Source organism: Pseudomonas sp. PA-6-3C (assembly GCF_021605825.1).
In the GTDB taxonomy this organism is placed as follows: domain Bacteria; phylum Pseudomonadota; class Gammaproteobacteria; order Pseudomonadales; family Pseudomonadaceae; genus Aquipseudomonas; species Aquipseudomonas edaphica.
Genome location: NZ_WKDV01000001.1, coordinates 354,244 through 376,040 on the forward strand (window position 1 = coordinate 354,244; position 21,797 = coordinate 376,040).

24 protein-coding genes are annotated in these 21,797 nt (G+C 61.3%); 10 read left to right on the forward strand and 14 right to left on the reverse strand.

Annotation, left to right across the window (positions count from 1 at the left end; translation table 11 throughout):
- Nucleotides 1-6: 6 nt before the first annotated feature.
- Both GIW48_RS01685 and GIW48_RS01690 read left to right on the forward strand, forming a co-directional pair.
- Nucleotides 7-1,104 carry an amino acid ABC transporter permease gene (locus GIW48_RS01685; RefSeq protein ID WP_017135200.1) on the forward strand — a complete coding sequence of 366 codons (1,098 nt, stop codon included), beginning with the start codon at nucleotides 7-9 and terminating at the stop codon, nucleotides 1,102-1,104.
- A gap of 11 nt (nucleotides 1,105-1,115) precedes the next feature.
- Nucleotides 1,116-1,880, forward strand: coding sequence for an amino acid ABC transporter ATP-binding protein (locus tag GIW48_RS01690; protein WP_003171943.1), 765 nt, complete (start codon nucleotides 1,116-1,118; stop codon nucleotides 1,878-1,880).
- Nucleotides 1,881-2,099: 219 nt separating this feature from the next.
- Here GIW48_RS01690 and GIW48_RS01695 read toward each other — a convergent pair whose 3' ends face one another.
- Nucleotides 2,100-2,588 (reverse strand): type II toxin-antitoxin system MqsA family antitoxin, encoded by a 489-nt coding sequence (locus tag GIW48_RS01695; RefSeq protein ID WP_138449595.1) that lies wholly within the window; start codon nucleotides 2,586-2,588, stop codon nucleotides 2,100-2,102.
- Nucleotides 2,585-2,896, reverse strand: coding sequence for a type II toxin-antitoxin system MqsR family toxin (locus tag GIW48_RS01700; RefSeq protein ID WP_138449597.1), 312 nt, complete (start codon nucleotides 2,894-2,896; stop codon nucleotides 2,585-2,587). The genes GIW48_RS01695 and GIW48_RS01700 overlap by 4 nt, the downstream gene beginning before the upstream one ends.
- Nucleotides 2,897-3,055: 159 nt before the next feature.
- Between GIW48_RS01700 and GIW48_RS01705 the strand changes: the two genes are divergently transcribed.
- Together GIW48_RS01705 and GIW48_RS01710 are read left to right on the forward strand one after the other, a co-directional pair.
- Nucleotides 3,056-3,715, forward strand: a complete 660-nt coding sequence (locus tag GIW48_RS01705; protein ID WP_017135197.1) for a FadR/GntR family transcriptional regulator — start codon at nucleotides 3,056-3,058, stop codon at nucleotides 3,713-3,715.
- The gene (locus GIW48_RS01710; protein ID WP_017135196.1) at nucleotides 3,705-4,970 is read left to right on the forward strand and encodes a CynX/NimT family MFS transporter; all 1,266 of its coding nucleotides are present in this window, start codon (nucleotides 3,705-3,707) and stop codon (nucleotides 4,968-4,970) included. Before GIW48_RS01705 ends, GIW48_RS01710 begins: the two co-directional genes overlap by 11 nt.
- Here the strand turns inward: GIW48_RS01710 and GIW48_RS01715 are convergent.
- The 12 genes from GIW48_RS01715 to GIW48_RS01770 form a co-directional block, all read right to left on the reverse strand.
- Nucleotides 4,967-5,611: a DUF1120 domain-containing protein gene (locus GIW48_RS01715; protein WP_186616824.1), complete on the reverse strand. Its 645-nt coding sequence runs from the start codon at nucleotides 5,609-5,611 to the stop codon at nucleotides 4,967-4,969. The two genes, GIW48_RS01710 and GIW48_RS01715, sit on opposite strands and share 4 nt — an antisense overlap.
- 36 nt (nucleotides 5,612-5,647) lie before the next feature.
- Nucleotides 5,648-6,787, reverse strand: coding sequence for a DUF1120 domain-containing protein (locus GIW48_RS01720; protein ID WP_225933031.1), 1,140 nt, complete (start codon nucleotides 6,785-6,787; stop codon nucleotides 5,648-5,650).
- Nucleotides 6,788-6,798: 11 nt separating this feature from the next.
- On the reverse strand, nucleotides 6,799-9,252 hold the full coding sequence (locus GIW48_RS01725; protein ID WP_225933032.1) for a fimbria/pilus outer membrane usher protein: 2,454 nt from the start codon (nucleotides 9,250-9,252) through the stop codon (nucleotides 6,799-6,801).
- A gap of 128 nt (nucleotides 9,253-9,380) precedes the next feature.
- Nucleotides 9,381-10,085, reverse strand: coding sequence for a fimbria/pilus chaperone family protein (locus tag GIW48_RS01730; protein WP_099548442.1), 705 nt, complete (start codon nucleotides 10,083-10,085; stop codon nucleotides 9,381-9,383).
- A 33-nt stretch (nucleotides 10,086-10,118) separates the two neighbouring features.
- Nucleotides 10,119-10,805 carry a DUF1120 domain-containing protein gene (locus GIW48_RS01735; RefSeq protein ID WP_017135191.1) on the reverse strand — a complete coding sequence of 229 codons (687 nt, stop codon included), beginning with the start codon at nucleotides 10,803-10,805 and terminating at the stop codon, nucleotides 10,119-10,121.
- Nucleotides 10,806-10,808: 3 nt separating this feature from the next.
- A complete protein-coding gene (locus GIW48_RS01740; RefSeq protein WP_236460842.1) occupies nucleotides 10,809-11,426 on the reverse strand; it encodes a DUF1120 domain-containing protein in 618 nt (205 codons plus the stop codon).
- A gap of 11 nt (nucleotides 11,427-11,437) precedes the next feature.
- The gene (locus GIW48_RS01745; protein WP_017135189.1) at nucleotides 11,438-12,058 is read right to left on the reverse strand and encodes a DUF1120 domain-containing protein; all 621 of its coding nucleotides are present in this window, start codon (nucleotides 12,056-12,058) and stop codon (nucleotides 11,438-11,440) included.
- Nucleotides 12,059-12,091: 33 nt separating this feature from the next.
- Nucleotides 12,092-12,730 (reverse strand): DUF1120 domain-containing protein, encoded by a 639-nt coding sequence (locus GIW48_RS01750; protein WP_170036304.1) that lies wholly within the window; start codon nucleotides 12,728-12,730, stop codon nucleotides 12,092-12,094.
- A gap of 29 nt (nucleotides 12,731-12,759) precedes the next feature.
- Entirely contained in the window at nucleotides 12,760-13,389 is a 630-nt protein-coding gene (locus GIW48_RS01755; RefSeq protein WP_099548446.1) for a DUF1120 domain-containing protein, read from the reverse strand.
- Between the two features lie 29 nt (nucleotides 13,390-13,418).
- The gene (locus GIW48_RS01760) at nucleotides 13,419-14,048 is read right to left on the reverse strand and encodes a DUF1120 domain-containing protein (protein ID WP_170036306.1); all 630 of its coding nucleotides are present in this window, start codon (nucleotides 14,046-14,048) and stop codon (nucleotides 13,419-13,421) included.
- A 15-nt stretch (nucleotides 14,049-14,063) separates the two neighbouring features.
- On the reverse strand, nucleotides 14,064-14,687 hold the full coding sequence (locus tag GIW48_RS01765; RefSeq protein WP_236460847.1) for a DUF1120 domain-containing protein: 624 nt from the start codon (nucleotides 14,685-14,687) through the stop codon (nucleotides 14,064-14,066).
- A gap of 15 nt (nucleotides 14,688-14,702) precedes the next feature.
- Nucleotides 14,703-15,326, reverse strand: coding sequence for a DUF1120 domain-containing protein (locus tag GIW48_RS01770; protein ID WP_236460844.1), 624 nt, complete (start codon nucleotides 15,324-15,326; stop codon nucleotides 14,703-14,705).
- Between the two features lie 394 nt (nucleotides 15,327-15,720).
- Between GIW48_RS01770 and GIW48_RS01775 the strand changes: the two genes are divergently transcribed.
- The 6 genes from GIW48_RS01775 (at nucleotide 15,721) to GIW48_RS01800 (ending at nucleotide 21,783) form a co-directional block, all read left to right on the forward strand.
- Nucleotides 15,721-16,539 (forward strand): response regulator, encoded by an 819-nt coding sequence (locus GIW48_RS01775; RefSeq protein WP_017135184.1) that lies wholly within the window; start codon nucleotides 15,721-15,723, stop codon nucleotides 16,537-16,539.
- A gap of 199 nt (nucleotides 16,540-16,738) precedes the next feature.
- Nucleotides 16,739-17,374 (forward strand): response regulator transcription factor, encoded by a 636-nt coding sequence (locus GIW48_RS01780; RefSeq protein WP_017135183.1) that lies wholly within the window; start codon nucleotides 16,739-16,741, stop codon nucleotides 17,372-17,374.
- A 90-nt stretch (nucleotides 17,375-17,464) separates the two neighbouring features.
- Nucleotides 17,465-17,935 (forward strand): nuclear transport factor 2 family protein, encoded by a 471-nt coding sequence (locus GIW48_RS01785; RefSeq protein WP_010212931.1) that lies wholly within the window; start codon nucleotides 17,465-17,467, stop codon nucleotides 17,933-17,935.
- 37 nt (nucleotides 17,936-17,972) lie between these two features.
- On the forward strand, nucleotides 17,973-18,248 hold the full coding sequence (locus tag GIW48_RS01790) for a GIY-YIG nuclease family protein (RefSeq protein WP_017135182.1): 276 nt from the start codon (nucleotides 17,973-17,975) through the stop codon (nucleotides 18,246-18,248).
- Nucleotides 18,249-18,323: 75 nt separating this feature from the next.
- On the forward strand, nucleotides 18,324-19,259 hold the full coding sequence (locus GIW48_RS01795) for a glutathione S-transferase family protein (RefSeq protein WP_170036310.1): 936 nt from the start codon (nucleotides 18,324-18,326) through the stop codon (nucleotides 19,257-19,259).
- 109 nt (nucleotides 19,260-19,368) lie between these two features.
- A complete protein-coding gene (locus tag GIW48_RS01800; RefSeq protein ID WP_236460845.1) occupies nucleotides 19,369-21,783 on the forward strand; it encodes a TonB-dependent siderophore receptor in 2,415 nt (804 codons plus the stop codon).
- Nucleotides 21,784-21,797: the final 14 nt, after the last annotated feature.

Below are 21,797 nucleotides of genomic sequence, written 5' to 3' on the forward strand. Positions count from 1 at the left end.
ACGCACATGAGTTCGCATACTTTCAAACCCGATATGCCGCCGCCGAACAAAGTCTTCGGACCGATGGCCTGGATGCGCGCCAACCTGTTTTCCAGCTGGCTCAACACCTTGCTGACGCTGTTGGCGTTCTACCTGATTTACCTGATCGTGCCGCCCATCCTGCACTGGGCCATCCTGGATGCCAACTGGGTCGGGACCACGCGCGCCGATTGCACCAAAGAGGGCGCCTGCTGGGTGTTTATCCAACAGCGCTTCGGGCAGTTCATGTATGGCTACTACCCCGGCGACCTGCGCTGGCGCGTGGACCTGACCGTGTGGCTGGCTATCGTGGGCGTGGCGCCGTTGTTCATCTCGCGGTTTCAACGCAAGGCTGTGTATGGCCTGGGTTTCCTGGTGCTGTACCCGATCATCGCCTACTGCCTGCTGCACGGTGGGGTTCTGGGCCTGACCAACGTGGCCACCAGCCAATGGGGCGGCTTGATGCTGACCCTGGTGATTGCCACTGTCGGTATCGCTGGCGCCTTGCCGTTGGGCATTGTGCTGGCGCTGGGGCGACGCTCGAACATGCCGGCGATTCGGGTGGTCTGCGTGACCTTCATCGAGTTCTGGCGCGGCGTGCCGTTGATCACCGTGCTGTTCATGTCCTCGGTGATGCTGCCGCTGTTCCTGCCTGAAGGCATGGGCATCGACAAGCTGTTGCGCGCATTGATCGGCGTGATCCTGTTCCAGTCGGCCTACGTGGCTGAAGTAGTGCGCGGTGGCTTGCAGGCGATTCCCAAGGGTCAGTACGAAGCGGCTGCGGCGATGGGCCTGGGTTACTGGCGCAGCATGGGCCTGGTGATTCTGCCGCAAGCCCTGAAGCTGGTGATCCCTGGCATCGTCAACACGTTTATCGCGCTGTTCAAGGACACCAGCCTTGTGATCATCATCGGCCTGTTCGACCTGCTCAACAGCGTCAAGCAAGCCGCTGCCGACCCTAAATGGTTGGGCATGGCAACTGAAGGCTACGTGTTCGCCGCCCTGGTGTTCTGGATTTTCTGTTTTGGTATGTCGCGCTATTCCATTCATTTGGAACACAAGCTCGACACTGGCCACAAGCGTTAGGAGTTGTTGTTATGAGCGAAGCGATCAAACAGCCTGTGAGCCCTGAAGGCATTATCCAGATGCAGGGCGTCAACAAGTGGTACGGCCAGTTCCACGTGTTGAAAGACATCAACCTCAACGTCAAGCAGGGCGAGCGTATCGTGCTGTGCGGCCCGTCGGGTTCGGGCAAGTCCACCACCATCCGCTGCCTCAACCGCCTGGAAGAGCACCAGCAGGGCCGCATCGTGGTCGATGGTGTGGAACTGACCAACGACCTCAAGCAGATCGAAGCGATCCGCCGTGAAGTCGGCATGGTGTTCCAGCACTTCAACCTGTTCCCACACCTGACCATCTTGCAGAACTGCACGCTGGCGCCGATGTGGGTGCGCAAGATGCCCAAGCGCAAGGCCGAAGAAATTGCCATGCATTACCTTGAGCGCGTGCGCATTCCGGAGCAGGCGCACAAGTTTCCGGGGCAACTGTCCGGCGGCCAGCAACAGCGTGTGGCCATCGCCCGTGCCCTGTGCATGAAACCGAAAATCATGCTGTTCGACGAGCCGACTTCGGCACTCGACCCGGAAATGGTCAAGGAGGTGCTCGACACCATGATCGGCCTGGCCGAAGACGGCATGACCATGTTATGCGTCACCCACGAAATGGGCTTTGCGCGCACCGTGGCCAACCGCGTGATCTTCATGGACAAGGGCGAGATCGTGGAACAGGCGGCGCCCAATGACTTCTTCGACAACCCGCAGAATGACCGGACCAAGTTGTTCTTGAGCCAGATTCTGCATTGATCGAAGCTTGAACCCATAAACCCAGCCTGCAGGCTGCATAACCTTTGGCGAACACAAACCAATGTGGGAGCTGGCTTGCCTGCGACAGCGGTACAGCAGTGCGTACATCTGCTGCTGACCCACCGCCATCGCGGGCAAGCCCGGCTCCCACATTTGATCGCCATTGCTCTGCAGAACACCCATAAAAAGCCTGCTGGTGCCGGGTTTATTTTTGCCTGTTCAAGACGCTTTGAGGGCTTCTTGTGTTTGGTTATGGGTCGTGCAAGTAAAGGCGTTGCGCAGGTCTGCGCCTTCGGCCAGCTCTTTGGCGTCGGCGAGCAAATGCGGGTAACGGTCCAGCAGGCGCATCAACACCATCAACGGTTTGGGCGGCGTTATTTCTCCGCGTTCGTAACGTGAGAATGCGTTGTGCCCGCCACCGGACAACAACTGCACGGTTTCTTTTTGCGTGAGGTGCAGCTTGCGGCGGATACGCTTGAGTTCGGCGCCCATCATCCGTCGCGCGGCGTGCAGCAGGTCATCACTTGCCTTGGCATGGCGTTCGCTGCTGTCGGGGTCATACATGCCGTCCTCGCACAGTTGGCACTCCCAGCCGGACAGATCCTCAATGTGCTGTTCCATGCCTTTGATGCGCAGGGTTTCACTGCGGCCCTCAAAACGCACCATGGCGTCGGGGGCGCCGCATATGAAGCAATGTTGGGTGTTCATAGGTTCATCCCTTTGAAGGAGATCACCGGTGGGTTACCGCCGGAGCAGTAAGTGACCTTGATGTAAATCTCCAGACCGTGTGAATGGATGTGGTAGACGTCCTGCCAGACGCGGTGATCGGCATAGGTGGTCATCGACTTGTACAGCATCCTGTTCTGTAGTTTGAAAACGACTGCCTGCATCTCGCTGATGTCGAGGTCGAGTTGCTTTCCCGCCTCCTTGGCTGCACGGGTGAATGCCCTGGCACCCAGTCGCCTGACATCCGCCTTGATCACCGCCAGATCGTAGTGAGGTGTGTACTTTTCCATAAGACACCTGAGTCCAATAATTACCCTTAAAGGGTAATTTTACCAATCGAAAATACTGCTCCTTTTGCTGCCTATGAACCCTAGTGCGTTGCCTTTGTGGGCAAGTCTGAATAGGCTGTAGGAAAATTCATCCTATGATTGGACGAAAGTGCAAAACTCATGACAGACATCGCCCCCCTGATCAAACGCTCCCTGGTCGATCAAGCGTTGGAGCAACTGCGCTGGCGTATAACCGAAGGCAAATGGGCCATCGGTGAGCGCCTGCCCACCGAGCCGGAGTTGTCCGCCGAGCTGGGCATCAGCCGCAATACCGTGCGTGAGGCCATGCGTGTGTTGGCGTTCTCGGGTCTGATCGAAATCCGCCAGGGCGACGGCAGTTACTTGCGCTCGATGACCGACCCGTTGGGGACGATGCGCGCACTGTCCCACTGCACGTTGGCGCAGGCGCAGGAGACGCGGCAGATTCTCGAAGTGGAGGCTATCGGCCTGGCGGCGTTGCGTCGTACCGAGGACGATCTCGAAGGGTTGCGTGAAGCCCTTGAGCGCAGCGGCGAGTTGTACCACGGTGACCTGGAGGCCTATATCAGCGCCGACCTGGTGTTCCACAAGCGCCTGGTGGATGCAGCGCACAACCCGGCGCTGAGCGAGCTGTACCAGTATTTCTCCAGCATCGTCGGCGCCCAGTTGCGTCAGACCCTGAACATCTCACCACGTCGCCAGGCGGTATTCGACCTGCATATCGCCTTGCTCGACGCGGTGGAAAACCAAGACCCCGAACGTGCCAAATCCCTCTGCCGGCAGTTGATCAATGAACCTTGAAGCCAAACGTACGACTGAACTCGAAGAACTGTTGATTGACGCCGAAGCCGATGACGAAGCCGTCCAGCAGGCCCCTCCGTTGGTGGCTCGCCCGTGGCTCTTGCTGCTGGGCCTGGTGCTGGTGGCATTGAACCTGCGCCCGGCGCTGTCGAGCATGGCGCCATTGCTGGCAGAAGTGTCCAGCAGCCTGGGGTTGTCCGCTGCCAAGGCGGGCTTGCTGACTACCTTGCCGGTGTTGTGCCTGGGCCTGTTCGCGCCCACTGCGCCGATCCTGGCCAGGCGTTTTGGCGCTGAGCGCGTGGTGCTGGGGATTCTGCTCACCCTGGCTGGCGGCATCATCCTGCGCAGTTCGTTCGGTGAAGTGGGGTTGTTCGCGGGCAGCCTGATCGCTGGCGCGAGCATCGGCATCATCGGTGTATTGCTACCGGGTATCGTCAAGCGTGATTTTGCCAGGCAGGCGGGCGCCATGACTGGCGTCTACACCATGGCATTGTGTCTGGGCGCCGCGTTGGCAGCCGGGGCCACGGTGCCCCTGAGTCAGTACTTCGCAGACAGCTGGGCCGTCGGACTGGGGTTCTGGGTTATCCCGGCGTTGCTGGCGGCGTTGTTCTGGTTGCCGCAAGTCGGACCAAAGCACGGCGCCCATCAGGTGGCTTACCGGGTCAAGGGCTTGCTGCGTGACCCACTGGCTTGGCAGGTGACTTTGTACATGGGCCTGCAATCGTCCCTGGCTTACATTGTGTTTGGCTGGTTGCCGTCAATCCTCATTGGCCGGGGGCTCAGCGCCACCGAGGCAGGGTTGGCGTTGTCCGGTTCCATCATCGTGCAACTGCTCAGTTCCCTGGCCGCACCGTGGCTGGCCACCCGCGGCAAGGACCAGCGCCTGGCGATTGTGGTGGTGATGCTGCTGACCCTTGGCGGCCTGTTCGGTTGCCTGTATGCGCCGCTGGACGGCTTGTGGGGTTGGGCGATTCTGCTCGGCCTGGGGCAGGGCGGCACCTTCAGCCTGGCGCTGACCCTGATCGTGCTGCGCTCGCGTGATTCCCATGTCGCCGCCAACCTGTCGAGCATGGCCCAGGGTATTGGCTACACCCTGGCGTCGATGGGGCCGTTTGCGGTCGGCCTGGTGCATGACTGGACCGGCGGCTGGACGGCCATCGGCTGGATCTTCGCCGTGATCGGCCTCGGTGCGATTGTCGCGGGTCTCGGCGCCGGGCGGGCGCGTTATGTACAAGTGACCAGCGAGAAACTCTAGAGATACACCACCTCAAGCGTTGCCCAGCCATCCAGTGGAGTTTCCACGCTCAAGTCCAGGTTCTGCCGGGCATTGATCACGGTCTGCACTGTGACTGTACCCGTCAGCGTGCCGATGGCCGTAGGCCCGCTGACGCTGCCCTCCACCTCGGTAAAACCCAGGTAGCTCCTGGAGCCGATGTCGATGGGGTTGAGGTTGGACGTGCGCCACGCCACGCCGCCGGTGGTGGACTCGGTGCCGTAGATCTGCGCGGTGGTGTTGGCCTGGGTCTGGCGCGGGTCGAAGGTCATGGAGTAAACCCCCAGGCGATTACCGCTGATATCGAACCCCAACCCATAGTAAATCTCGCTGTTGACCATGGCCGAGCCCTCGCGGTTATCGCGCATGCGCAGGGCATAGCGGGTGGGACCGCTGCAGGCGATGGCGAAAAGCAGGGGCTTGGCCGGCAGGCGTGTCGCAGTGCCCAGGTTCAAGTCCTGTTGGGCGATTTTGCCGTAGTCGATCAGTGCCCCGCCGGGGAACTGCGGCAAGCAAGCGGCGGGAACGATCAGGCCTTTGACGGTCAGGTCCACCGCCGATGCGGCCAGCACCGAGGGCGCGCAGGCCAGTAACAGCAGGCTGGAAAAAATGCGGGTTTTCATAGGGCGTTTCATGGGACGGACTCCTTGCAGTGACGGTTACGGGTACACGATCTCGAGGGTGCCGGAACCATTGATCAGCACCACCTCACGCAGGTCCAGGCTTTGCATGGGTGCCAGGTAAGTCTTTATACGTACCGTGCCGGTCAGGGCCTGGATGGCGACAGGGCCTGTGGTGACGCCGGTTTTGTCGGTAAAGCCCAGCAGGCTGTTGGCGGCCATGGGGATTTGCCGGGCTGTGGAACTGCTCCACGCCACGCCGTTGCTGGTGGAGTCGGTGCGGTACAACGTGGGCCAGGTATCGGCGCTGAATTCCGCCGGGTCGACAGTCAGGTAAAAACGCCCGATTTTGTTGCGGCTGGCATCCAGGTCCAGGCCATAGGCGGTTTCATCGGTGCCACCGGTGGCCGACCCGTCGCGGTTATCAAACATGCGCAGGGCAAAGCGTGCCGGCGCGTCGCAGGTCACGCTCAGGCGCAGGGAGCGGGTCGGCAACGGTGTCTCGTTGGTGGCGCTCAAGTCCTTGGCGTACAAGGTGCCGTAGTCCACCACGCCGTGGTCGGACAGCGTCGGCAGGCAGGCGATGGGCGCAAAGTGCGCGCGCAGTGTCAGTTCCCGGTAACGCCCGTGCTTTGCGCCGTACAACGTCCCGGTGGTTTCCCAGGTGGTGGCATCGCGCACCTGCGTGGCGGCGAGGTCGGCCCAGGCGCGCAGGGTCAGTTGCAGCGACAGGGTTTTACCCGTGAGCACTGCACCCTGTTCGACCGGTGCTATGCCGTGGCCGGGGCGCCACTCCAGCACGTTGCCATTGGTAACGGGCGCCAGGCCGGCGGCGGGCAGCAAACCCAGTTCTACGCTGCGGCCGTCGAGCACGGCGTTGCCGACTTCGATGGCATAGCTGCCGTGCTCGGTAAATTGCAGGCGTTGCGGGTTGGCGGCCAGGGCGCGGTAGAACAGGCTGAGGTCTTCAGCCTGCGGGCAATTGACTGTCACGCTCAGGCGCCGTTCGCCGAGCAGGCGTTGCGCCGCGCTGTCGGCTTGCGCCAGGCGACTCATCAGGCCGAAATCCACCAGCGGTTCGCTCACATTGAGTTGGCATTCTTCCAAGGCCTGGGCAGTGCCGGCTACGCCGACCAGCAGCCACAGGCACAGTTGACGCATATAAGGTGTGATGGGCATGGCGGTCATCCTCAAGGCAGGTTGCAACGTGCGGGAGCGGTTTCGAAGTACACCGCCGGGTCGGCTTTTTCCGGCAGTTCGTAGCGCAACTCGCAACGCCCGCTTTGCGGCGTGGTGATCCACAACGTCGGCTGTTCCAGCACATTGGGCAGAAACACCTGGCTGCCGTCCTGCACCAAGGTGACGAATTCGCCACTGGCAGTGCTGACGGAGGCGCCCGCAGGCAGCGGCGCGCCCTGGTCGTTGCTGACGGTAAGCAGCACGCGACGGGTCAGGCCGACGCCAAATTCGACGCGGTCCACCGCGCCACGCCCGGCCGAGATCATCGCCAGGCCGTTATTGATATCGGCATTGCGCGGCAGTGAGCGTGTCTGCACTTCAACCGGGCTGCGCCCGTATGCGGCCACTTGCGGCACTACGGCCTGGCCCTGCCAGTCGGTCCACACCGGGCCGCTGGGGGTGCTGAGCTTAATGCCGCTCATGTCGCCGACCGACACCACGGCAAAGGTGTCGCGCACCGGGTAGGGCGAAAAGGTCACGCCGTCGCCGTGCAGCACCACACCGCCACGAGCGCCGCCCTGGTAGCTCGAACGCTCGGCGTCGGAGCGGCTGTAGCTGAAATCGAGCTGGCTGTAGCGCGGCAGTGCCGAGACGCCTACGGAGGTTTCCACCTGATGGTCACTGCTGTCGTGTTCGGCGCTGACGCGGTAGCTGAGTTGGTCGTCGATCTGTTCGGTCAGGCCCAGGCCGGTACGGTTTTCACCGCCGGAATTGCGCACCCAGCTGCGTAGCCTGCGGCTCTCGCCCAGCGGTACGCTGATGTTGAGATAGACGGCGTTGTCTCGCTGCTCGCGGCCGCCCATTTGCCACTCGGCACTGGCCGACAACGACACGGCGCCGATACTGGTACCCCAGGACGCCAGCGCGCGGCTGCTGCTGTCACCGGCAAAGTTGGATGAGCGCGAAACCCCGGCACTGAAGGCGCCCAGCAGCGGATGCGACCAACCCAGGTTGAGGCTTTGCTGGTCGCGATAGCGGGAGTTGCGACGGCTGTCATTACTCTCATGGCTGTGGTCGCGCTCATAGGTGCTTTCTTCGAGTTCGCGGTAGCCGATGCTGCGCCAGGAGTTGGCGGCGCTGACCGACCACTGTTCGCTCAAGCGCTGGGACCATGACAGGTCGGTCTGTACACCCGAGACTTTTTCCCAGCCCTGGGTGTTGGACAGTTGGGTTGACAGCTGGATCTGGCTATCAAGCCACGGCAACCAGCCCAGGCTGGCGCCTACCGAACGGTATTCGCTGGCGGCCAGCACGCCACTCCCCAGTGTCAGTTGCGGGTGCAAGGCGCCGGTCCAGCCGGCACTCACCACCCAAGGATCATCACCCCTGGCGTCACCCACATTGCGCACTCGGCCTGCGGCCACGGAGTAGCCCGGTGCCGGCAACCCGAGGCCAAGCATGGCGGCGGGCACGGTGAAACGTCGCTCACCGCCAACACTTTCCTTGACCGTGACTTCGACATCCGAGCGCGTGTTCAACCGACGTACATCGTTCAAGGTGAAAGGCCCGGCAGGCACCACGGTGGAGTGAATCAGTGCTCCGTTCTGACGTACTTCCACTTGCGCCGGGCTGTTGGCGATACCTTGGATCTGCGCGCCCTGACCCTGTTCTTGAAGTGCATGTTCGGTCAGCACCTGCACGCCGCTGATCTGCGCACCGGAGAGCACCGGGTTGTAGAGGTTGATCTGCCCGGCCTGCAGCACCGCCTGGTGGCTGGCGAAGGTGCGTTGCGCGTAGGCCTCCAGATGCGTACTGCGCGACAGGCCATCCTGCCAGGTCTGCACCTGGCGGCTGCGCACGATCCAGTCGCCGGCGTTGAACCCGACTTCGGTATTGGCCGAGCCAAAGCGGCTGGCGTCATCGCCGAAGCGGTTGTAAAAACCGCTGAGGTCATAGTTGAGCAGCCCGGCAAAACCGCCGGTTTCGTACCCCGAGATATCCTGCTGCACAGGGCGCAGGGCTTCGGTGGGCACCACCAGTGACACCGTCAGTGTCGCCGGGTCCGGCTCCACCAGGGTTTGTGGATACTGCGCGAGAAAATCCCGGCAGCCTGGCGTCTCGCTGGGCGTCACCAGGTCAGCGGCGTCCAGCAAGGCGCGGTCCAGGCACAGGTTGCCCTGTTGATCGAAGGTCAGATCCTGTCGGCCACGGCGTTGGCCGTTGACCCGCAGGTTAACGGTGTGCCGCCCGGCAGCGAAGCGCGGTGCTGCCAGCAACAGGCTGGCCAGCTGTGGGTCAATGCCACGCTGATGCAAGGTCTGGGCGTCGAAGCCAACCGGGCTGGAATCGTCGGCCCAAGCCTTGTCGGGCACGAGGGCACACAGTAACAACACCAGCGGCAAGGTCTGGCAGACGGGGGTATCGGACACGGCTTCGCCGTCACGGTAACTCAATACTGTTTTCACGCAAGGTACTCGAGTAGTGAGTGCACTGGCCCCCGTTGTGTCGGGGATTCCAGGCGCTCTGGTGACGGTCAATAAGCCGTCACTTCGTTATCCAGGTGCCGGTCTGTCACGACACCTGTGGTTGTCAGTCAGAGGGTGATAGGGGCGTCGTAGGCCTTGACCGCAAACCCATACACCGTGGCCGGCTGCAGACGCACCGTTCTGGCCTGGCCACCGCTGGCCGGTACGCTCAAAGCTTCGCCCGGCAGCACATAGGTACGCGGCAGCATTGCCCTGCCGTCACCGGGCAACAGCAACAGCTCCTGTGCAAGGCGCACCACATAAGGCGTGTCGTTGCGCACCTGTAATTGGCCGTCGCGCAGCGTCCAGGTCAGGTCGGTCCAAGGGGTGCGGTTCGGCGCAAGGCCCTTGGGGTGCACGATCACGGGCAGGTTCTGGCGCACGGTCACGCCCACACGGGCGTGACCGGCGGCGGTGGCGGCGCGACCTTGGGGCATACCTTCGAACACTGCCCGTTTAAGCCGCTGGGTCAGCAACGGCTTCTGGTTTTGCAGAATGAAGCGCACCAGCTGGGTTTTGGACGCTTCTACCCGTGACAGCGGCGGTGTCACCACCAACAGCGGCTCGGTGTCTTCAGGAATGTCCTGCAAGGTCACATGCAGCAGCGCGAGCTGGCTGTCGGTATTGGTCACCGACACCGCCGCTTCGCCTTCGGCTTCATGCACGATCACCACGGAGGTGTCCGGGACCATGCCGTCGGCTTTGACTTGATTGCCAAGGATCAGCAGCAGGGCGACAAGGCCCACCACGGTGTTTGAGAATGACGTCGTCATGATGGGGTTTCCATTAGGCCAAAAGGGGGGCGGTCAGAGGTAGCGCAGGTCCAGGACAATGGCGCCGTCGAGCGGGACTTCCTGGTCCAGGGTCAGGTACTGCGAAAAATTGATGGCGGTGCTCACCTGAACCTGGACGGTCAACTGGCCGATGAAATCCGGTTGGCGGTCCCCGACTGGCGCAAAGGCCATATGCGCGCGCGGGTAAGCGTTGGGCTCCTGTGACCAGGTTTCGCCGTTGTCGTTGGACGCCAATACCTGCATGGGCTGCGCATCGCCCACTGCGTTGCGATAGGACAATGCCACGGATCCCAGGCGCTCCTCTGGGACGTGGATGTTCCTGCCCAGCCCGTAGAAATAATCGGGTGCCGACGAGGAGTCGGCGCGATTATCAATACCTACCAGCGCAAACAACATGGGCCTGGCGCACTGCACGCGCAGATCGAGCATCTGGATAGGCAGCACGGTGAATTCGTCGGCGTTGAGGCTATGGGAAGGAATCTTGCCGTGATCGACGGTGCCTTCATTAGTCAGCTCGACATGGCAGGCGTCCGGCGTTATCCGGCCGGTTACCGTGAGGTCGACGGTCGACGCCGCGTGGGCGTTGACTAAGGTGGCCAGGCAGAGGAGCAGCGCAGCCACGCAACGGCCAACGGTGTTCAGTACCGGCACAGGTAGGCGCAGCCCATGCCCGGCGGTAGTCAAGGGATGGGCGGCCATGGGTTACAGGTACTTCACTTCAACGGTGGCCGAGCCATCGATGGTTACCTCATTGCTGAGGTCCAGGCTGGCGGCGGCATTGATGATAGTGAGCACTTCCAGATCGACGCTCAGGTTTTGGATCGGCAGCGGCTGGGTGTCGTCGCTCATCGACGCTGCCGCCATGTACATGCTCGGCTCCCAGAATTTTTCGGAGTACCAGGTTTTGCCCTGGTCCATCGATGCGATGGGTTGAACGGTCACGCCGTCGGCAACCATGCCGCGCCAAGTGAGGGAGAAGTGGCCCAGCTTCTGGGTTTCGTTGATAAGGCCCAGGCCGAAGTCCGTGGTTAGACCTGAGGCTGCGCGGTTATCGATGGGGTGCAGAGCAAACTGGATCGGCGCGTCACAGTCGACGGTCATCGACAGGGTATGCACGCCAATCGCGGTGCCCCGGTCCGGGTTCAAGTCCTTGGCAGACACTTTGCCGTGGTCGATCATGCCACCGCCGGACAGGCTGGGCGTACAGGCGCTGGGCACAATCAGGCCTTTGACGGTCAGGTCGACGCTGCTGGCGGCAAAGGCATTGGCCGAACTGAGCAGCAGTGCGCTGACGGCCAGGGTGGTCAATCGAGTGTTCATCGGGAGGTTCCTTAGAGGTAATTGACTTGCACGGTGGCGTGACCGTCGATAGGCACATCGTCGGTCAGCGTCAGGCTGCTGGCGGGCGCAATGTGGGTGATCAGGCGTATCTCGGCGTCCAGTTCCTGGATCGCAATCGGCACCACGCCGTCGTTGTCGGCGACCGCCGTCAACACGGTATGGCTGAGCATCACTGAAGGCATCCAGGTGACGCCGCCATCCCGTGAGGTGATGGTGCGCACCGGTACGCCGTCGGCCACCGGCTGGTAGAGACCAAGCCCGGCATCGCCGAGTTTTTCATCGCTGGGGGTCAGGCCCAGGCCGTGCCAACTGAAGTGGCTGGCGGTGGTGCCGGCGCGGTTGTCGATGGTGTTCAAGGTAAAAAACGTCGGCCCTTCGCAGCGCACGCTCAAGAGCATGGTTTCTCTGGGCAGGTCGGTGTAGGTATCAGCGTTGAGGTCCTTGACCGACACCTTGCCGAAGTCGACATTGCCGCCGCCGGAAACCACTGGCGCGCAGGCGCTGGGCGTGATGATGCCCTTGACGGTAAGGTCCAGGCTGCTGGCGGCCAGCGTGAGAGACGAGGTGCCCAACAACAGGGCGGCCAGGGGCGCCGCTCTTAAGTAAGTCATCGTTTAAACCTTCCTTAGTAAGAGGATGAGGGGTTACAGGTACATCACTTCCAACGTGGCGGAGCCATCGACAGGTTGTTCCTGGGTCAATGTCAGGCCACTGGAAGGGGCGATAGTGGGGTGAACCACCAGGTTGCTGGTCAGTGCCTTGATCGCGATGGGCGCCCAGGTGCCACTTGCGTTGTTGCCGAAGGCGGCGAGCCTGCCGCGCATCCAGATGGCGTCCTCACTGTTTTCGCTCCAGGTGGCGCCGTTGTCACGGGAGGCCAGCTTGCTGACCGGCAGGTTGTCGGCGAGGTAGTTGGTGATAATGATCACGTAGTCGCCGACCCGCTCTGTTTCGTTGATGAACCCCAGGCCATACGAGTAATCGTTGGGGCTACTGGCTGAGCCGGCGCGGTTATCCACACCATTGAGTGCAAACAGCGTGGCGGCCTCGCAGCTGAGGTTGAATGGCAAGGTAGTGGGCGGCAACGGAGTAGCCTGGTTTTCTTGCAGGTCCTTGGCGGCGATCTTTCCGTAGTCGGCAACACCGCCTTGGGCCAGTGCCGGGGTGCAGGCGCTGGGGGTAATCAGCCCCTTGACGGTCAGATCGATGCTGCTGGCGGCGAATGCTGGGCCGGCGCAGATCAGCAACAATGTCGCGGCGATGGGAGTGAGGAGGCTAGCCATGGGTCACATCCTGTGATGTTAGAGGGGGGTTACAGGTATTTCACTTCAATTGTGGCGGAGCCGTAGATGGGGACCTCAGTGGTCAGGTCCATCCCGGCAGTTGGAGCGATAAGGGTTTGCACCTTGAGATCGGCCGTCACCAGCCGGACTGGGGTGGGCGCCCAACTGCCGGTCGAACGATCGCCAAACGAAGCGAGGTAGGCGGCTGGCCAAGTGTCACCTGGGATATTTTCCTGCCAGGTGAGGCCGTTATCGGAGGACTCAATCACGGAGATCGCTGCGTTGTCGGCTATAGGATTGCCGAAGGTCAGGGAGTACCCGCCCAATTTTTGGCCGCTGACCAGGCCCAGGCCATACCTGTTCATCGGGTCATGGGAGTCGCCTACATTATCGATGCCCTTGAGGGCCACCAGAGTTGGCGCCTCGCAGGTTATCGCCAGTTGCAGCGTGTGATTGCCGATGACCGTCCAATTGTCCGGCTTTAAATCCTTGGACGCGATTTTGCCGTGGTCGATGACCCCGCCGCTTGAAAGGCTGGGGGCACAAGCGCTGGGTGTGATCAGCCCCTTGACGGTCAGATCGATGCTGCTGGCGGCGAATGCTGGGCCGGCGCAGATCAGCAACAATGTCGCGGCGATGGGAGTGAGGAGGCTAGCCATGGGTCACATCCTGTGATGTTAGAGGGGGGTTACAGGTATTTCACTTCAATTGTGGCGGAGCCGTAGATGGGGACCTCAGTGGTCAGGTCCATCCCGGCAGTTGGAGCGATAATGGTTTGCACCCAAAGCCCCGCAGTCACTTGCTGGACCGGTGCCGGCGCCCAACTGCCGGTCGAGCGATCGCCAAACGAAGCGAGGTCGGCGGCTGGCCAGACGTCTCCTGGGTAAATTTCGCGCCAACTGAGGCCGTTATCCCGGGACCCAATCACGGAAATCACCGCGCCATCCGCCATTGGGTTATCTAGTGCCAGGGTGTACCCGCCGAGTTTTTTGCCGCTGACCAAGCCCAGGCCGTAGGCGTTGCTCGAGTCGTAGGCGCTACCTTGATTGTCGATGCCCTTAAGGGCCAGCAGGGTGGGTGCATCGCAGGTGATCGCCAGTTGCAGCGTGTGATTGCCAAGCAACGTGTAGCCGTCCAGCTTCAAGTCTTTGGCGGCTACTTTGCCGTGGTCGATGACCCCGCCGCTTGAAAGGCTGGGGGCACAAGCGCTGGGTGTGATCAGCCCCTTGACGGTCAGGTCCACACTGCTGGCGGCGAACACTGACGAGGCGCTTGTGAGCAACAGCGCAGCGCTGAGCAGGGACAGCGAGGTCTTCATTTCAAAGGTCTCCATTTACAGGTACATGACTTCAAACGTTGTGGAGCCGTCCAGCGCCACTTCGTTGGCCAGGCTCAAGCCGTTGGCAGGCGCAACGGCGGTGTGCACGGTGATGTCCATGAGCGCGTCCTGCACGGGGTGCGGGGCCCAGCCGGAATCGCCACGGCTGCCCAGGGCCACCAACATATCGTCTTCTACGGGGTCCTCTGGATAGAGCGGCGCCCAGTCGCGCTGTTCGTACTGGTAGAGCAAGGTCGAAGGCGTTTCGGCGACGGGGTTGCTGAACATCAGTTGATACCCGCCGAGCTTTTCTGTGCCGTTGGCCAGGCCCAGGCCGTAGGAGCCTCGGCCAATGGTTGAGGAATCGGCTCGATTGTCGACGGGGTTGATGGCAAACAGCGTCGCCGCCTCGCAGTTCACGCTCAACTGCAATGTCTGGTCCTCAAGCCAGGTGTGGCTGTCGGGGTTCAGGTCTTTTGCTGCGATTTTTCCGTAGTCCACGGCGCCCGGCAGGTTGGGAGTGCAGGCGCTGGGGGTGATCAAACCCTTGACGGTCAGGTCCACGGAACTGGCGGCGAAGGCGGATGAGGTAATGGCGAGCAACAGCGCGCTGCTCAACAGGGGCAGGCAGGTCTTCATTTGGGAAATATCCATTTACAGGTACTTCATTTCAAAGGTCGCAGAGCCGTCGATTACCACTTCGCTGGTCAAGGTCAGGTTTCTTGCCGGTGCAATTGAGGTGTACAGCGTCATGTCCATGATCGCGTCTTTTATCGGGTGGGGTGCCCAACCGCTGTCGCCCCGGCTGCCCAGCGCCACCAGATCGTTGGGGGCGATGGCGTCATCTGTAAGGATCTCCGTCCATCGGCCCTCGGAGTTGAGCATCGCAATCAGAGTGGAGGGCGTTTCGGCGGTGGGGTTGGTGAACGTCAGCTGATATACGCCGAGCTTCTGGTTTCCGTTGATCAAACCCAGGCCAAAGGCGGCGCCGTGAGCGGCTGAACCGGCTCGATTGTCGAGGGGGTGGATTGCAAACAGTGTCGCCGCGTCGCAATTGACGCTCAGTTGCAGGGTCTTTCTCTCAAGCGGCGTATAGCTGTCTAGATTCAGGTCTTTTGCCGCGATTTTTCCAAAATCGACGTCACCTGGCAGGTTGGGTGTACAGGCGCTGGGCGTGATGATGCCCTTGACGCTGAGGTCGACGCTGCTGGCGGCGAACACCGATGAGTTCATGGCGAGCAGCAGGGCACTGCTCAGCAGGGATACAGAGATCTTCATTTCATTTGTTCCATTACAGGCTGGCAGATTGAGGCGCGTGCGGGGCCACGCCCGACCCGGTATGAACGGGTGGTTGGCCAAGCGGCGGTCTCGGTGTTTATTGGCTGTTGCCTGGGAGTGGCAAGCCGACCCTCTTTGGGGTGGGCACAATTTAGCGAGGGGGGCGAGCAGGGGAAATACAACTAATACGACATTGGCAGGGCGGTGTGAAGGCGATGATTCAGGGGGGATTTTCGTAGTTGTTGTATGGGCTTTGGTTAACTCGAAAGGTTATTTGTTTTTGGCCGATAGCATTCAGAAGAATGCGTCGACCATTGCTGCATGATAGGCCTCAAGAGCTATTGCATCAGTGCTGCGGATTGCTGCTGGATCAATAGTTGCGATAGAGGTACTGATGGGTTCGCTGGTAGGTTCAACAGCAGGAGCGAGCCACAACCTGAAGCCGCCAACCCTTCCCCCGTTTCATTGGCGGCAGTTGAGTGTGCTGGTTGTGGATGATCATTCTGCCTACCGCCTGTTGTTGGGTGGTTTGTTGCAGAAACTGGGGCTGGGGCACGAGACGGCCGCCGACGGCTACCTCGGGCTGGTGGCCTTTACCACCCGACCCTTCGACCTGGTAATCAGCGATTGCCAGATGCCCTTCATGGACGGTTACAGCATGGCCCGCGCCATTCGCCAGCATGAGTGCGATACCGGGATGAGGCGAGTGCCGATCATTGCCTTGACCGCTAACCTGCAAAATGACAGTCCCAAGCGTTGCCGCGATGCCGGCATGGATGCCTGGTTGCTCAAACCCTTGACCCTTGAACAATTGCATGCGGTGTTGGTGCGCTGGTTGCCTGGCGTGGATGATCGGTATGTCGAACAGGCGGCCATTGTACCGCTCGCCGGCTGGCCAACGCGTGCCACGCTGGTCGCGACGTTTGGCAGCGAGCCTGTCGTCGATCAATTGTTGGAAACCCTGCTGTTCGAGGCGTGGGAGGACCATCGTTTGTTACGCCATGCCTGTGCGACGTTGAACGCATCATTGACAGCTGAACGCCTCCATCGCTTGGTGGGCAGCCTGGTGTTTTTGGGCGGCACCGGACTTGAACCCATGGCGGTGAGGCTGATTGAGCAGGTCCGGTCCCAGGGCGTTGCTGCGCACAAGGTGCAATTGGAGTTGTTCCTGGCTCGGTTGTACGTCTATCTCGAGTACCTGTCCGATGTCTGAGGAGTGGTGTTTTCACTGAGCGTTTGCAATCCGACGATCTAGTTTTGGCTGTAGGTTTTTTCCTGTTGTTATGTAGGCAAAAAAATGTGAACGAGTGAACATTGGGGTTGGCTGTAAGCGGCTGTTTGTTAGCGGTTGTTGATGAGCGCCGGCGGGGGTATTTTGCGCGGATTCAAGTTGCCATCATTCGTGGGAATTTATGCTTCGAGTAATTATTGCTGACGATCACCCCATTGTTCGTATCGGGCAGAAAGTCGTGATTGAGGCGCATGGCCGCTGCAAAGTGGTCGCGGAGGCCGATGGACCCGATCAATTGCTCGACGTGTTAAGTACGACGCCGTGCGACTTGCTCATCACCGACTTCGCCATGCCCGGCGGTCAGCAGGCCGATGGCTACGGGCTGTTGAGCCTGCTGCACCGCCAGTATCCGAAGTTGCCGGTGATTCTGGTGACCATGTTCGCCAGCGTCGCCACCCTGCGCGCTTCCTTCGCCCATGGTGCCAAGGCAGTGGTGGCTAAAAGTGCTTCGGCCAAGGAGCTGCCCCTGGCGATCAAGGCCGTGTGTGCCGGCCAGACGTTCGCCAGTGAATCCCTGCGGGTGCAAATGGTCGAGGCGGGCACGGGCGATCAGTCCCAGGAGCCGCAATTATCCGGCAAGGAGCGCGAGGTGGTGCGCATGCTGGCCAGCGGCATGACCGTCAGCGAGATCGCGGCACAGGTCAATCGCAGTATTTCCACGATCAGCAAGCAGAAAAGCACGGCCATGCAACGGCTGAGTATTTCCACCGATGTTGACCTGTTCGCCTATGCTCGCAGTGTTGGGATGGTGCCGTAGGCTCATCATTTGCGTGGCGAATGTCAGTAGCCAGCGCAGCGTGGGCAGCTTATCGTGCGGCTATTCTTTCGACGCCTGCGGAGCCTGCCCATGAGTGATGCCCATAACGCCCTGATCACCGAGTTCTACAGTGCTTTCCAGCGCCTGGACGCCGAAGCCATGGCCGCCTGCTACACCGACGACGTGGTGTTCAGCGACCCGGCCTTTGGTGAGTTGCGCGGGCGCGACGCCGGGGACATGTGGCGCATGCTCACCACGCGGGCCAAGGACTTCTCCCTGACCTTCGACCATGTGCGCAGTGATGACAGCACGGGCAGTGCGCATTGGGTGGCGACCTACCTGTTCAGCGCCACGGGCAATACGGTGGTCAACGATATCGGTGCGCGGTTTGTGTTTCGCGATGGCAAAATCTGCGAGCACCACGACCACTTCGACCTGTGGCGTTGGTCGCGCCAGGCGCTGGGCTTGAAGGGCTTGTTGCTGGGCTGGTCGCCGGCATTGAAGAACGCCGTGCGTGCCCAGGCGCTTAAAGGCTTGAAGGCATTTCAGGCCGGTCGTTGATAAGATTGGCGTTCTTTTGGTTTGCAGCAATCGTCCCGTGACTGAACTTCCTGAACCCAAACCCTGGTTCGTCTACCTGGTGCGTGCCGCCAATGGTTCGCTGTATTGCGGCATCAGCAATGACCCGGTGCGCCGCTTTGCCTCCCACCAGAGCGGCAAGGGCGCACGGTTTTTTCTGTCCAGCCCGGCCGTGGCGCTGGTGTACACCGAGCAGTGTGCTTCCAAGGGCGAGGCGCTGCGTCAGGAGCGGCTGATCAAGAAGTTGAAGAAGAGCGCCAAGGAATGCCTGGCGGCGAGTGGCTCATTGATTTGATTGATAGGTTCTCATCGTCCCCACGCAGGGCTTTGCAGGCTAAGCTAGCCGTTCATCTATCGAGCGGAGACCTGCATGCCTGAGTTGATCCTGCACCATTACCCGCAATCGCCCTTTGCTGAAAAAGCCCGCCTGTTGCTGGGCTTCAAGGGCTTGTCCTGGCGCTCGGTGCGTATCGCGCCGGTGATGCCCAAACCTGACCTGATGCCGCTGACCGGTGGCTATCGCAAGACCCCGGTGCTGCAGGTCGGCGCCGATATCTACTGCGACACGGCTTTGATCGCCCGCCGTTTGGAGCAGGAAAAGTCCGCGCCGGCACTGTTTCCCCAAGGCTTGGAACTGGTGACCCAAGGCTTCGCCGCCTGGGCGGATTCGGTGGTGTTCTCCCATGCCGTGGCGCTGGTGTTCCAGCCGGAATCCCTGGCGGTGAAATTTGCCAAGGTGCCACCGGAAATGATCCAGGTGCTGGTCGCGGACCGCGCCAAACTGTTCAGCGGTGGCACGGCAACCCGCGTGCAGCTGGAGCAGGCCAAGCATCAATGGCCGGCAATTGTCAGCCGTATCGAGCACCAATTGCAGCACCAGGCCGGCGACTTCCTGTTCGGTGAACCCTCGATCGCCGACTTTGCCCTGGCCCACCCGTTGTGGTTCCTCAAAGGTTCGTCGGTGACGGCGCCGTTGGTCGATGCCTACCCGGCAGTGGCTGCCTGGCTGGACCGCGTATTAGGCTTTGGGCATGGCACTTTCAGCGAGATGAGTGCCGAGCAAGCCCTGGAAGTGTCGCGCAATGCCGCGCCGGCGGCCTTGCCGGAAGCACTGTTCGAGGACCTGAACGGCTTCAAGCCCGGCCAGCAGGTGACCATTGCGGCAACCGACTACGGCACTGACCCGGTGGCGGGTGAACTGCTGTTTGCCGGGCGTGAAGAGCTGATCCTGCGCCGTACCGACGAGCGTGCTGGCACTGTTCACGTGCACTTCCCACGCATGGGCTTTCGCATTCAGGCGCAATAAATAAAAATATTTGCAAACAAAAGTGAGGTAAATCGCCCGCCCATCCGTGTAGTGTTTGAAACTGCGAGCTATTCGCATTAACAGCGTTTTCTACACGGGTTATCACAGCATGAAGTCGACGGCGGGCGGTTGGGTAAAACAGTGGCTGGGAGCCTCGGTATTGGCGGCATCAGGCCTGGCGTTGCTGCCTCTGGCGATTGCGCAGGCGCAGGAGCAACAAAGCGCCCAGTTCACTTTTGCCCTGGCAGCCAAGCCGCTGCCCCAGGCGCTGAGCGATTTCAGCCGGGTCACCGGCATCAGCGTGATCTACACCGACGAAGCGCCCTATGGCCTTAGCGCCCCGGCTGTCAGCGGGCAGATGAGCGCCACCCAGGCCCTGCAACGGCTGCTCGGCAACTCAGGCTTTACCTTCCGCCAGATCGACGCCCGCACTCTGGCGCTTGAGCCTGTGCCCACCGACGGCGCAGTCAACCTGGGCGCCACCACCATCAGCGGCGCGAGCCAAGCCCAGGACACCACCAGCTATCAGCCACCGCCCACCAGCTCGGTGATGCGCTCCCACGGCCTGCTGCTGGAAACCCCGCAAACCGTCAACGTCGTGCCGGCCCAAGTGCTGCGTGACCAACAGCCGCGCAACCTGGATGACGCCCTGGGCAATATCAGCGGCATCACCCAGGCCAACACCCTCGGCAGCACCCAGGACGCGGTGATGCTGCGCGGTTTTGGTGACAACCGTAACGGCTCGATCATGAAGGACGGCATGCCCGTGGTGCAGGGCCGCGCGCTGAACGCCACCGCCGAGCGCGTCGAAGTGCTCAAAGGCCCGTCGTCTTTGCTGTATGGCATCCAGGACCCGGGCGGCGTGGTCAATATCGTCAGCAAGAAGCCCGAGCTGGTGCAGTCCACCTCGTTGACCGCGCGCGGCTCGACCTTCGGTGACGGCAAGAACGGCAGCGGCGGCAACCTCGACACCACCGGCCCGATTGGTGACAGCGGCCTGGCCTATCGCCTGATCGTCGACCACGAAGACGAAGATTACTGGCGCAACTTCGGCACCCACCGCGAAACGTTGGTGGCGCCGTCGCTGGCCTGGTACGGCGACACCACCAAAGTGGTGTTCGCCTATGAGCACCGCGAATTCCTCTCGCCGTTCGACCGTGGCACCGCCATCGACCCCAAGACCAACCACCCGTTGAACATCCCTGCGACCCGTCGGCTGGATGAGCCGTTCAACAATATGCAAGGCCGCTCCGACCTGTATCGCCTGGAAGTCGACCACGACTTGAACGACGACTGGAAAGCGCACTTCGGCTACAGCTGGAACCGCGAGACCTACGACGCCAGCCAGGTGCGCGTAGTCAAGGTCAACACCAACGGCACCCTGACCCGCAGCATGGACGGCACCCAGGGTGCGCTGACCACCGACCGCTTCGCCACCACCAGCCTGGAAGGCAAGGTCAATGTCGGCGGCATGCAGCACGACCTGGTGTTCGGGCTCGACGACGAGTACCGCAAGATCTACCGCGCCGACCTGATTCGCCAGGCGCCGCGTGGTGTCTTCAACTATAACGATCCGGTGTACGGCAACGAAGTCGCGGGCACCAAAGTCAGCGCGCCGGACAGCAACCAGACCGACCTGCTGCGCAGCGACTCGCTGTTCTTCCAGGACGCCATCCACCTCAATGACCAGTGGATTCTGGTCGGCGGTGCGCGCTACCAGATGTACGACCAATACGCCGGCAAAGGCGTGCCGTTCACCGCCAACACCGATGGCAACGGCCAGAAGTGGGTGCCGCGTGCCGGCCTGGTGTATCGCTACACCGATCAATTGTCGTTCTATGGCAGCTACACCGAGTCGTTCAAACCCAACTCCACCATCGCGCCGTTGGCGAACAAAAGCGTATTGGATGGCAGCCTGGAACCGGAGCAGTCCAAAGCCTGGGAGCTGGGCACCAAACTCGACATACCGGGGCGTATAACCGCCAGTGCGGCGCTGTTCAATATCGAAAAACGCAACGTGCTGGTGCAGGTCGGCGACGGTTTGGCAGCGGTCTACAGCGTGGCGGGCAAAGTGCGTTCCCGTGGCCTTGAGCTGGATGCCAGCGGCCAGTTGACCGACAACTGGAGCCTGATCGGCAGCTATGCCTACACCGATGCCGAGGTGACTGAAGACCCGACGCTTAAGGGCAATCGCTTGCAAAACGTTGCGAAAAACACCGCTTCGTTGTCGGCCGTGTATGACTTCGGCAGCCTCTTGGGGGGTGACCAACTGCGTGTGGGTGCCGGTGCGCGTTACGTAGGCGAGCGGGCCGGGGACGCGGCCAACAGCTTCGAACTGCCGAGCTACACCGTGGCCGATGCGTTTGCCAGCTACGACATCAAAATCGATGGGCAGAAAGTCAAGTTCCAGCTCAACGTGAAGAACCTGTTTGATCGCACCTACTACACCTCGTCGGTGAACACGCAGTTCGTGTCCATCGGCGATGCGCGGCAGGTGTCGGTTTCCAGCACGCTGCAGTTCTAAGACCTGCGACTTCC

What these genes read in the sequence shown, in the direction of transcription:
- GIW48_RS01690 (WP_003171943.1), top strand. Translation starts at nt 1,116, where the DNA reads ATGAGCGAAGCGATCAAACAGCCTGTGAGCCCTGAAGGCATTATCCAG.
- GIW48_RS01710 (WP_017135196.1), top strand. Translation starts at nt 3,705, where the DNA reads ATGAACCTTGAAGCCAAACGTACGACTGAACTCGAAGAACTGTTGATT.
- GIW48_RS01720 (WP_225933031.1), bottom strand. Translation starts at nt 6,787, where the DNA reads ATGCCCATCACACCTTATATGCGTCAACTGTGCCTGTGGCTGCTGGTC.
- GIW48_RS01775 (WP_017135184.1), top strand. Translation starts at nt 15,721, where the DNA reads ATGGGTTCGCTGGTAGGTTCAACAGCAGGAGCGAGCCACAACCTGAAG.
- GIW48_RS01780 (WP_017135183.1), top strand. Translation starts at nt 16,739, where the DNA reads ATGCTTCGAGTAATTATTGCTGACGATCACCCCATTGTTCGTATCGGG.
- GIW48_RS01800 (WP_236460845.1), top strand. Translation starts at nt 19,369, where the DNA reads ATGAAGTCGACGGCGGGCGGTTGGGTAAAACAGTGGCTGGGAGCCTCG.
- GIW48_RS01695 (WP_138449595.1), bottom strand. Translation starts at nt 2,588, where the DNA reads ATGAACACCCAACATTGCTTCATATGCGGCGCCCCCGACGCCATGGTG.
- GIW48_RS01735 (WP_017135191.1), bottom strand. Translation starts at nt 10,805, where the DNA reads ATGGCCGCCCATCCCTTGACTACCGCCGGGCATGGGCTGCGCCTACCT.
- GIW48_RS01730 (WP_099548442.1), bottom strand. Translation starts at nt 10,085, where the DNA reads ATGACGACGTCATTCTCAAACACCGTGGTGGGCCTTGTCGCCCTGCTG.
- GIW48_RS01795 (WP_170036310.1), top strand. Translation starts at nt 18,324, where the DNA reads ATGCCTGAGTTGATCCTGCACCATTACCCGCAATCGCCCTTTGCTGAA.
- GIW48_RS01700 (WP_138449597.1), bottom strand. Translation starts at nt 2,896, where the DNA reads ATGGAAAAGTACACACCTCACTACGATCTGGCGGTGATCAAGGCGGAT.
- GIW48_RS01785 (WP_010212931.1), top strand. Translation starts at nt 17,465, where the DNA reads ATGAGTGATGCCCATAACGCCCTGATCACCGAGTTCTACAGTGCTTTC.
- GIW48_RS01760 (WP_170036306.1), bottom strand. Translation starts at nt 14,048, where the DNA reads ATGAAGACCTCGCTGTCCCTGCTCAGCGCTGCGCTGTTGCTCACAAGC.
- GIW48_RS01755 (WP_099548446.1), bottom strand. Translation starts at nt 13,389, where the DNA reads ATGGCTAGCCTCCTCACTCCCATCGCCGCGACATTGTTGCTGATCTGC.
- GIW48_RS01745 (WP_017135189.1), bottom strand. Translation starts at nt 12,058, where the DNA reads ATGACTTACTTAAGAGCGGCGCCCCTGGCCGCCCTGTTGTTGGGCACC.
- GIW48_RS01770 (WP_236460844.1), bottom strand. Translation starts at nt 15,326, where the DNA reads ATGAAGATCTCTGTATCCCTGCTGAGCAGTGCCCTGCTGCTCGCCATG.
- GIW48_RS01685 (WP_017135200.1), top strand. Translation starts at nt 7, where the DNA reads ATGAGTTCGCATACTTTCAAACCCGATATGCCGCCGCCGAACAAAGTC.
- GIW48_RS01750 (WP_170036304.1), bottom strand. Translation starts at nt 12,730, where the DNA reads ATGGCTAGCCTCCTCACTCCCATCGCCGCGACATTGTTGCTGATCTGC.
- GIW48_RS01765 (WP_236460847.1), bottom strand. Translation starts at nt 14,687, where the DNA reads ATGAAGACCTGCCTGCCCCTGTTGAGCAGCGCGCTGTTGCTCGCCATT.
- GIW48_RS01705 (WP_017135197.1), top strand. Translation starts at nt 3,056, where the DNA reads ATGACAGACATCGCCCCCCTGATCAAACGCTCCCTGGTCGATCAAGCG.
- GIW48_RS01715 (WP_186616824.1), bottom strand. Translation starts at nt 5,611, where the DNA reads ATGAAAACCCGCATTTTTTCCAGCCTGCTGTTACTGGCCTGCGCGCCC.
- GIW48_RS01740 (WP_236460842.1), bottom strand. Translation starts at nt 11,426, where the DNA reads ATGAACACTCGATTGACCACCCTGGCCGTCAGCGCACTGCTGCTCAGT.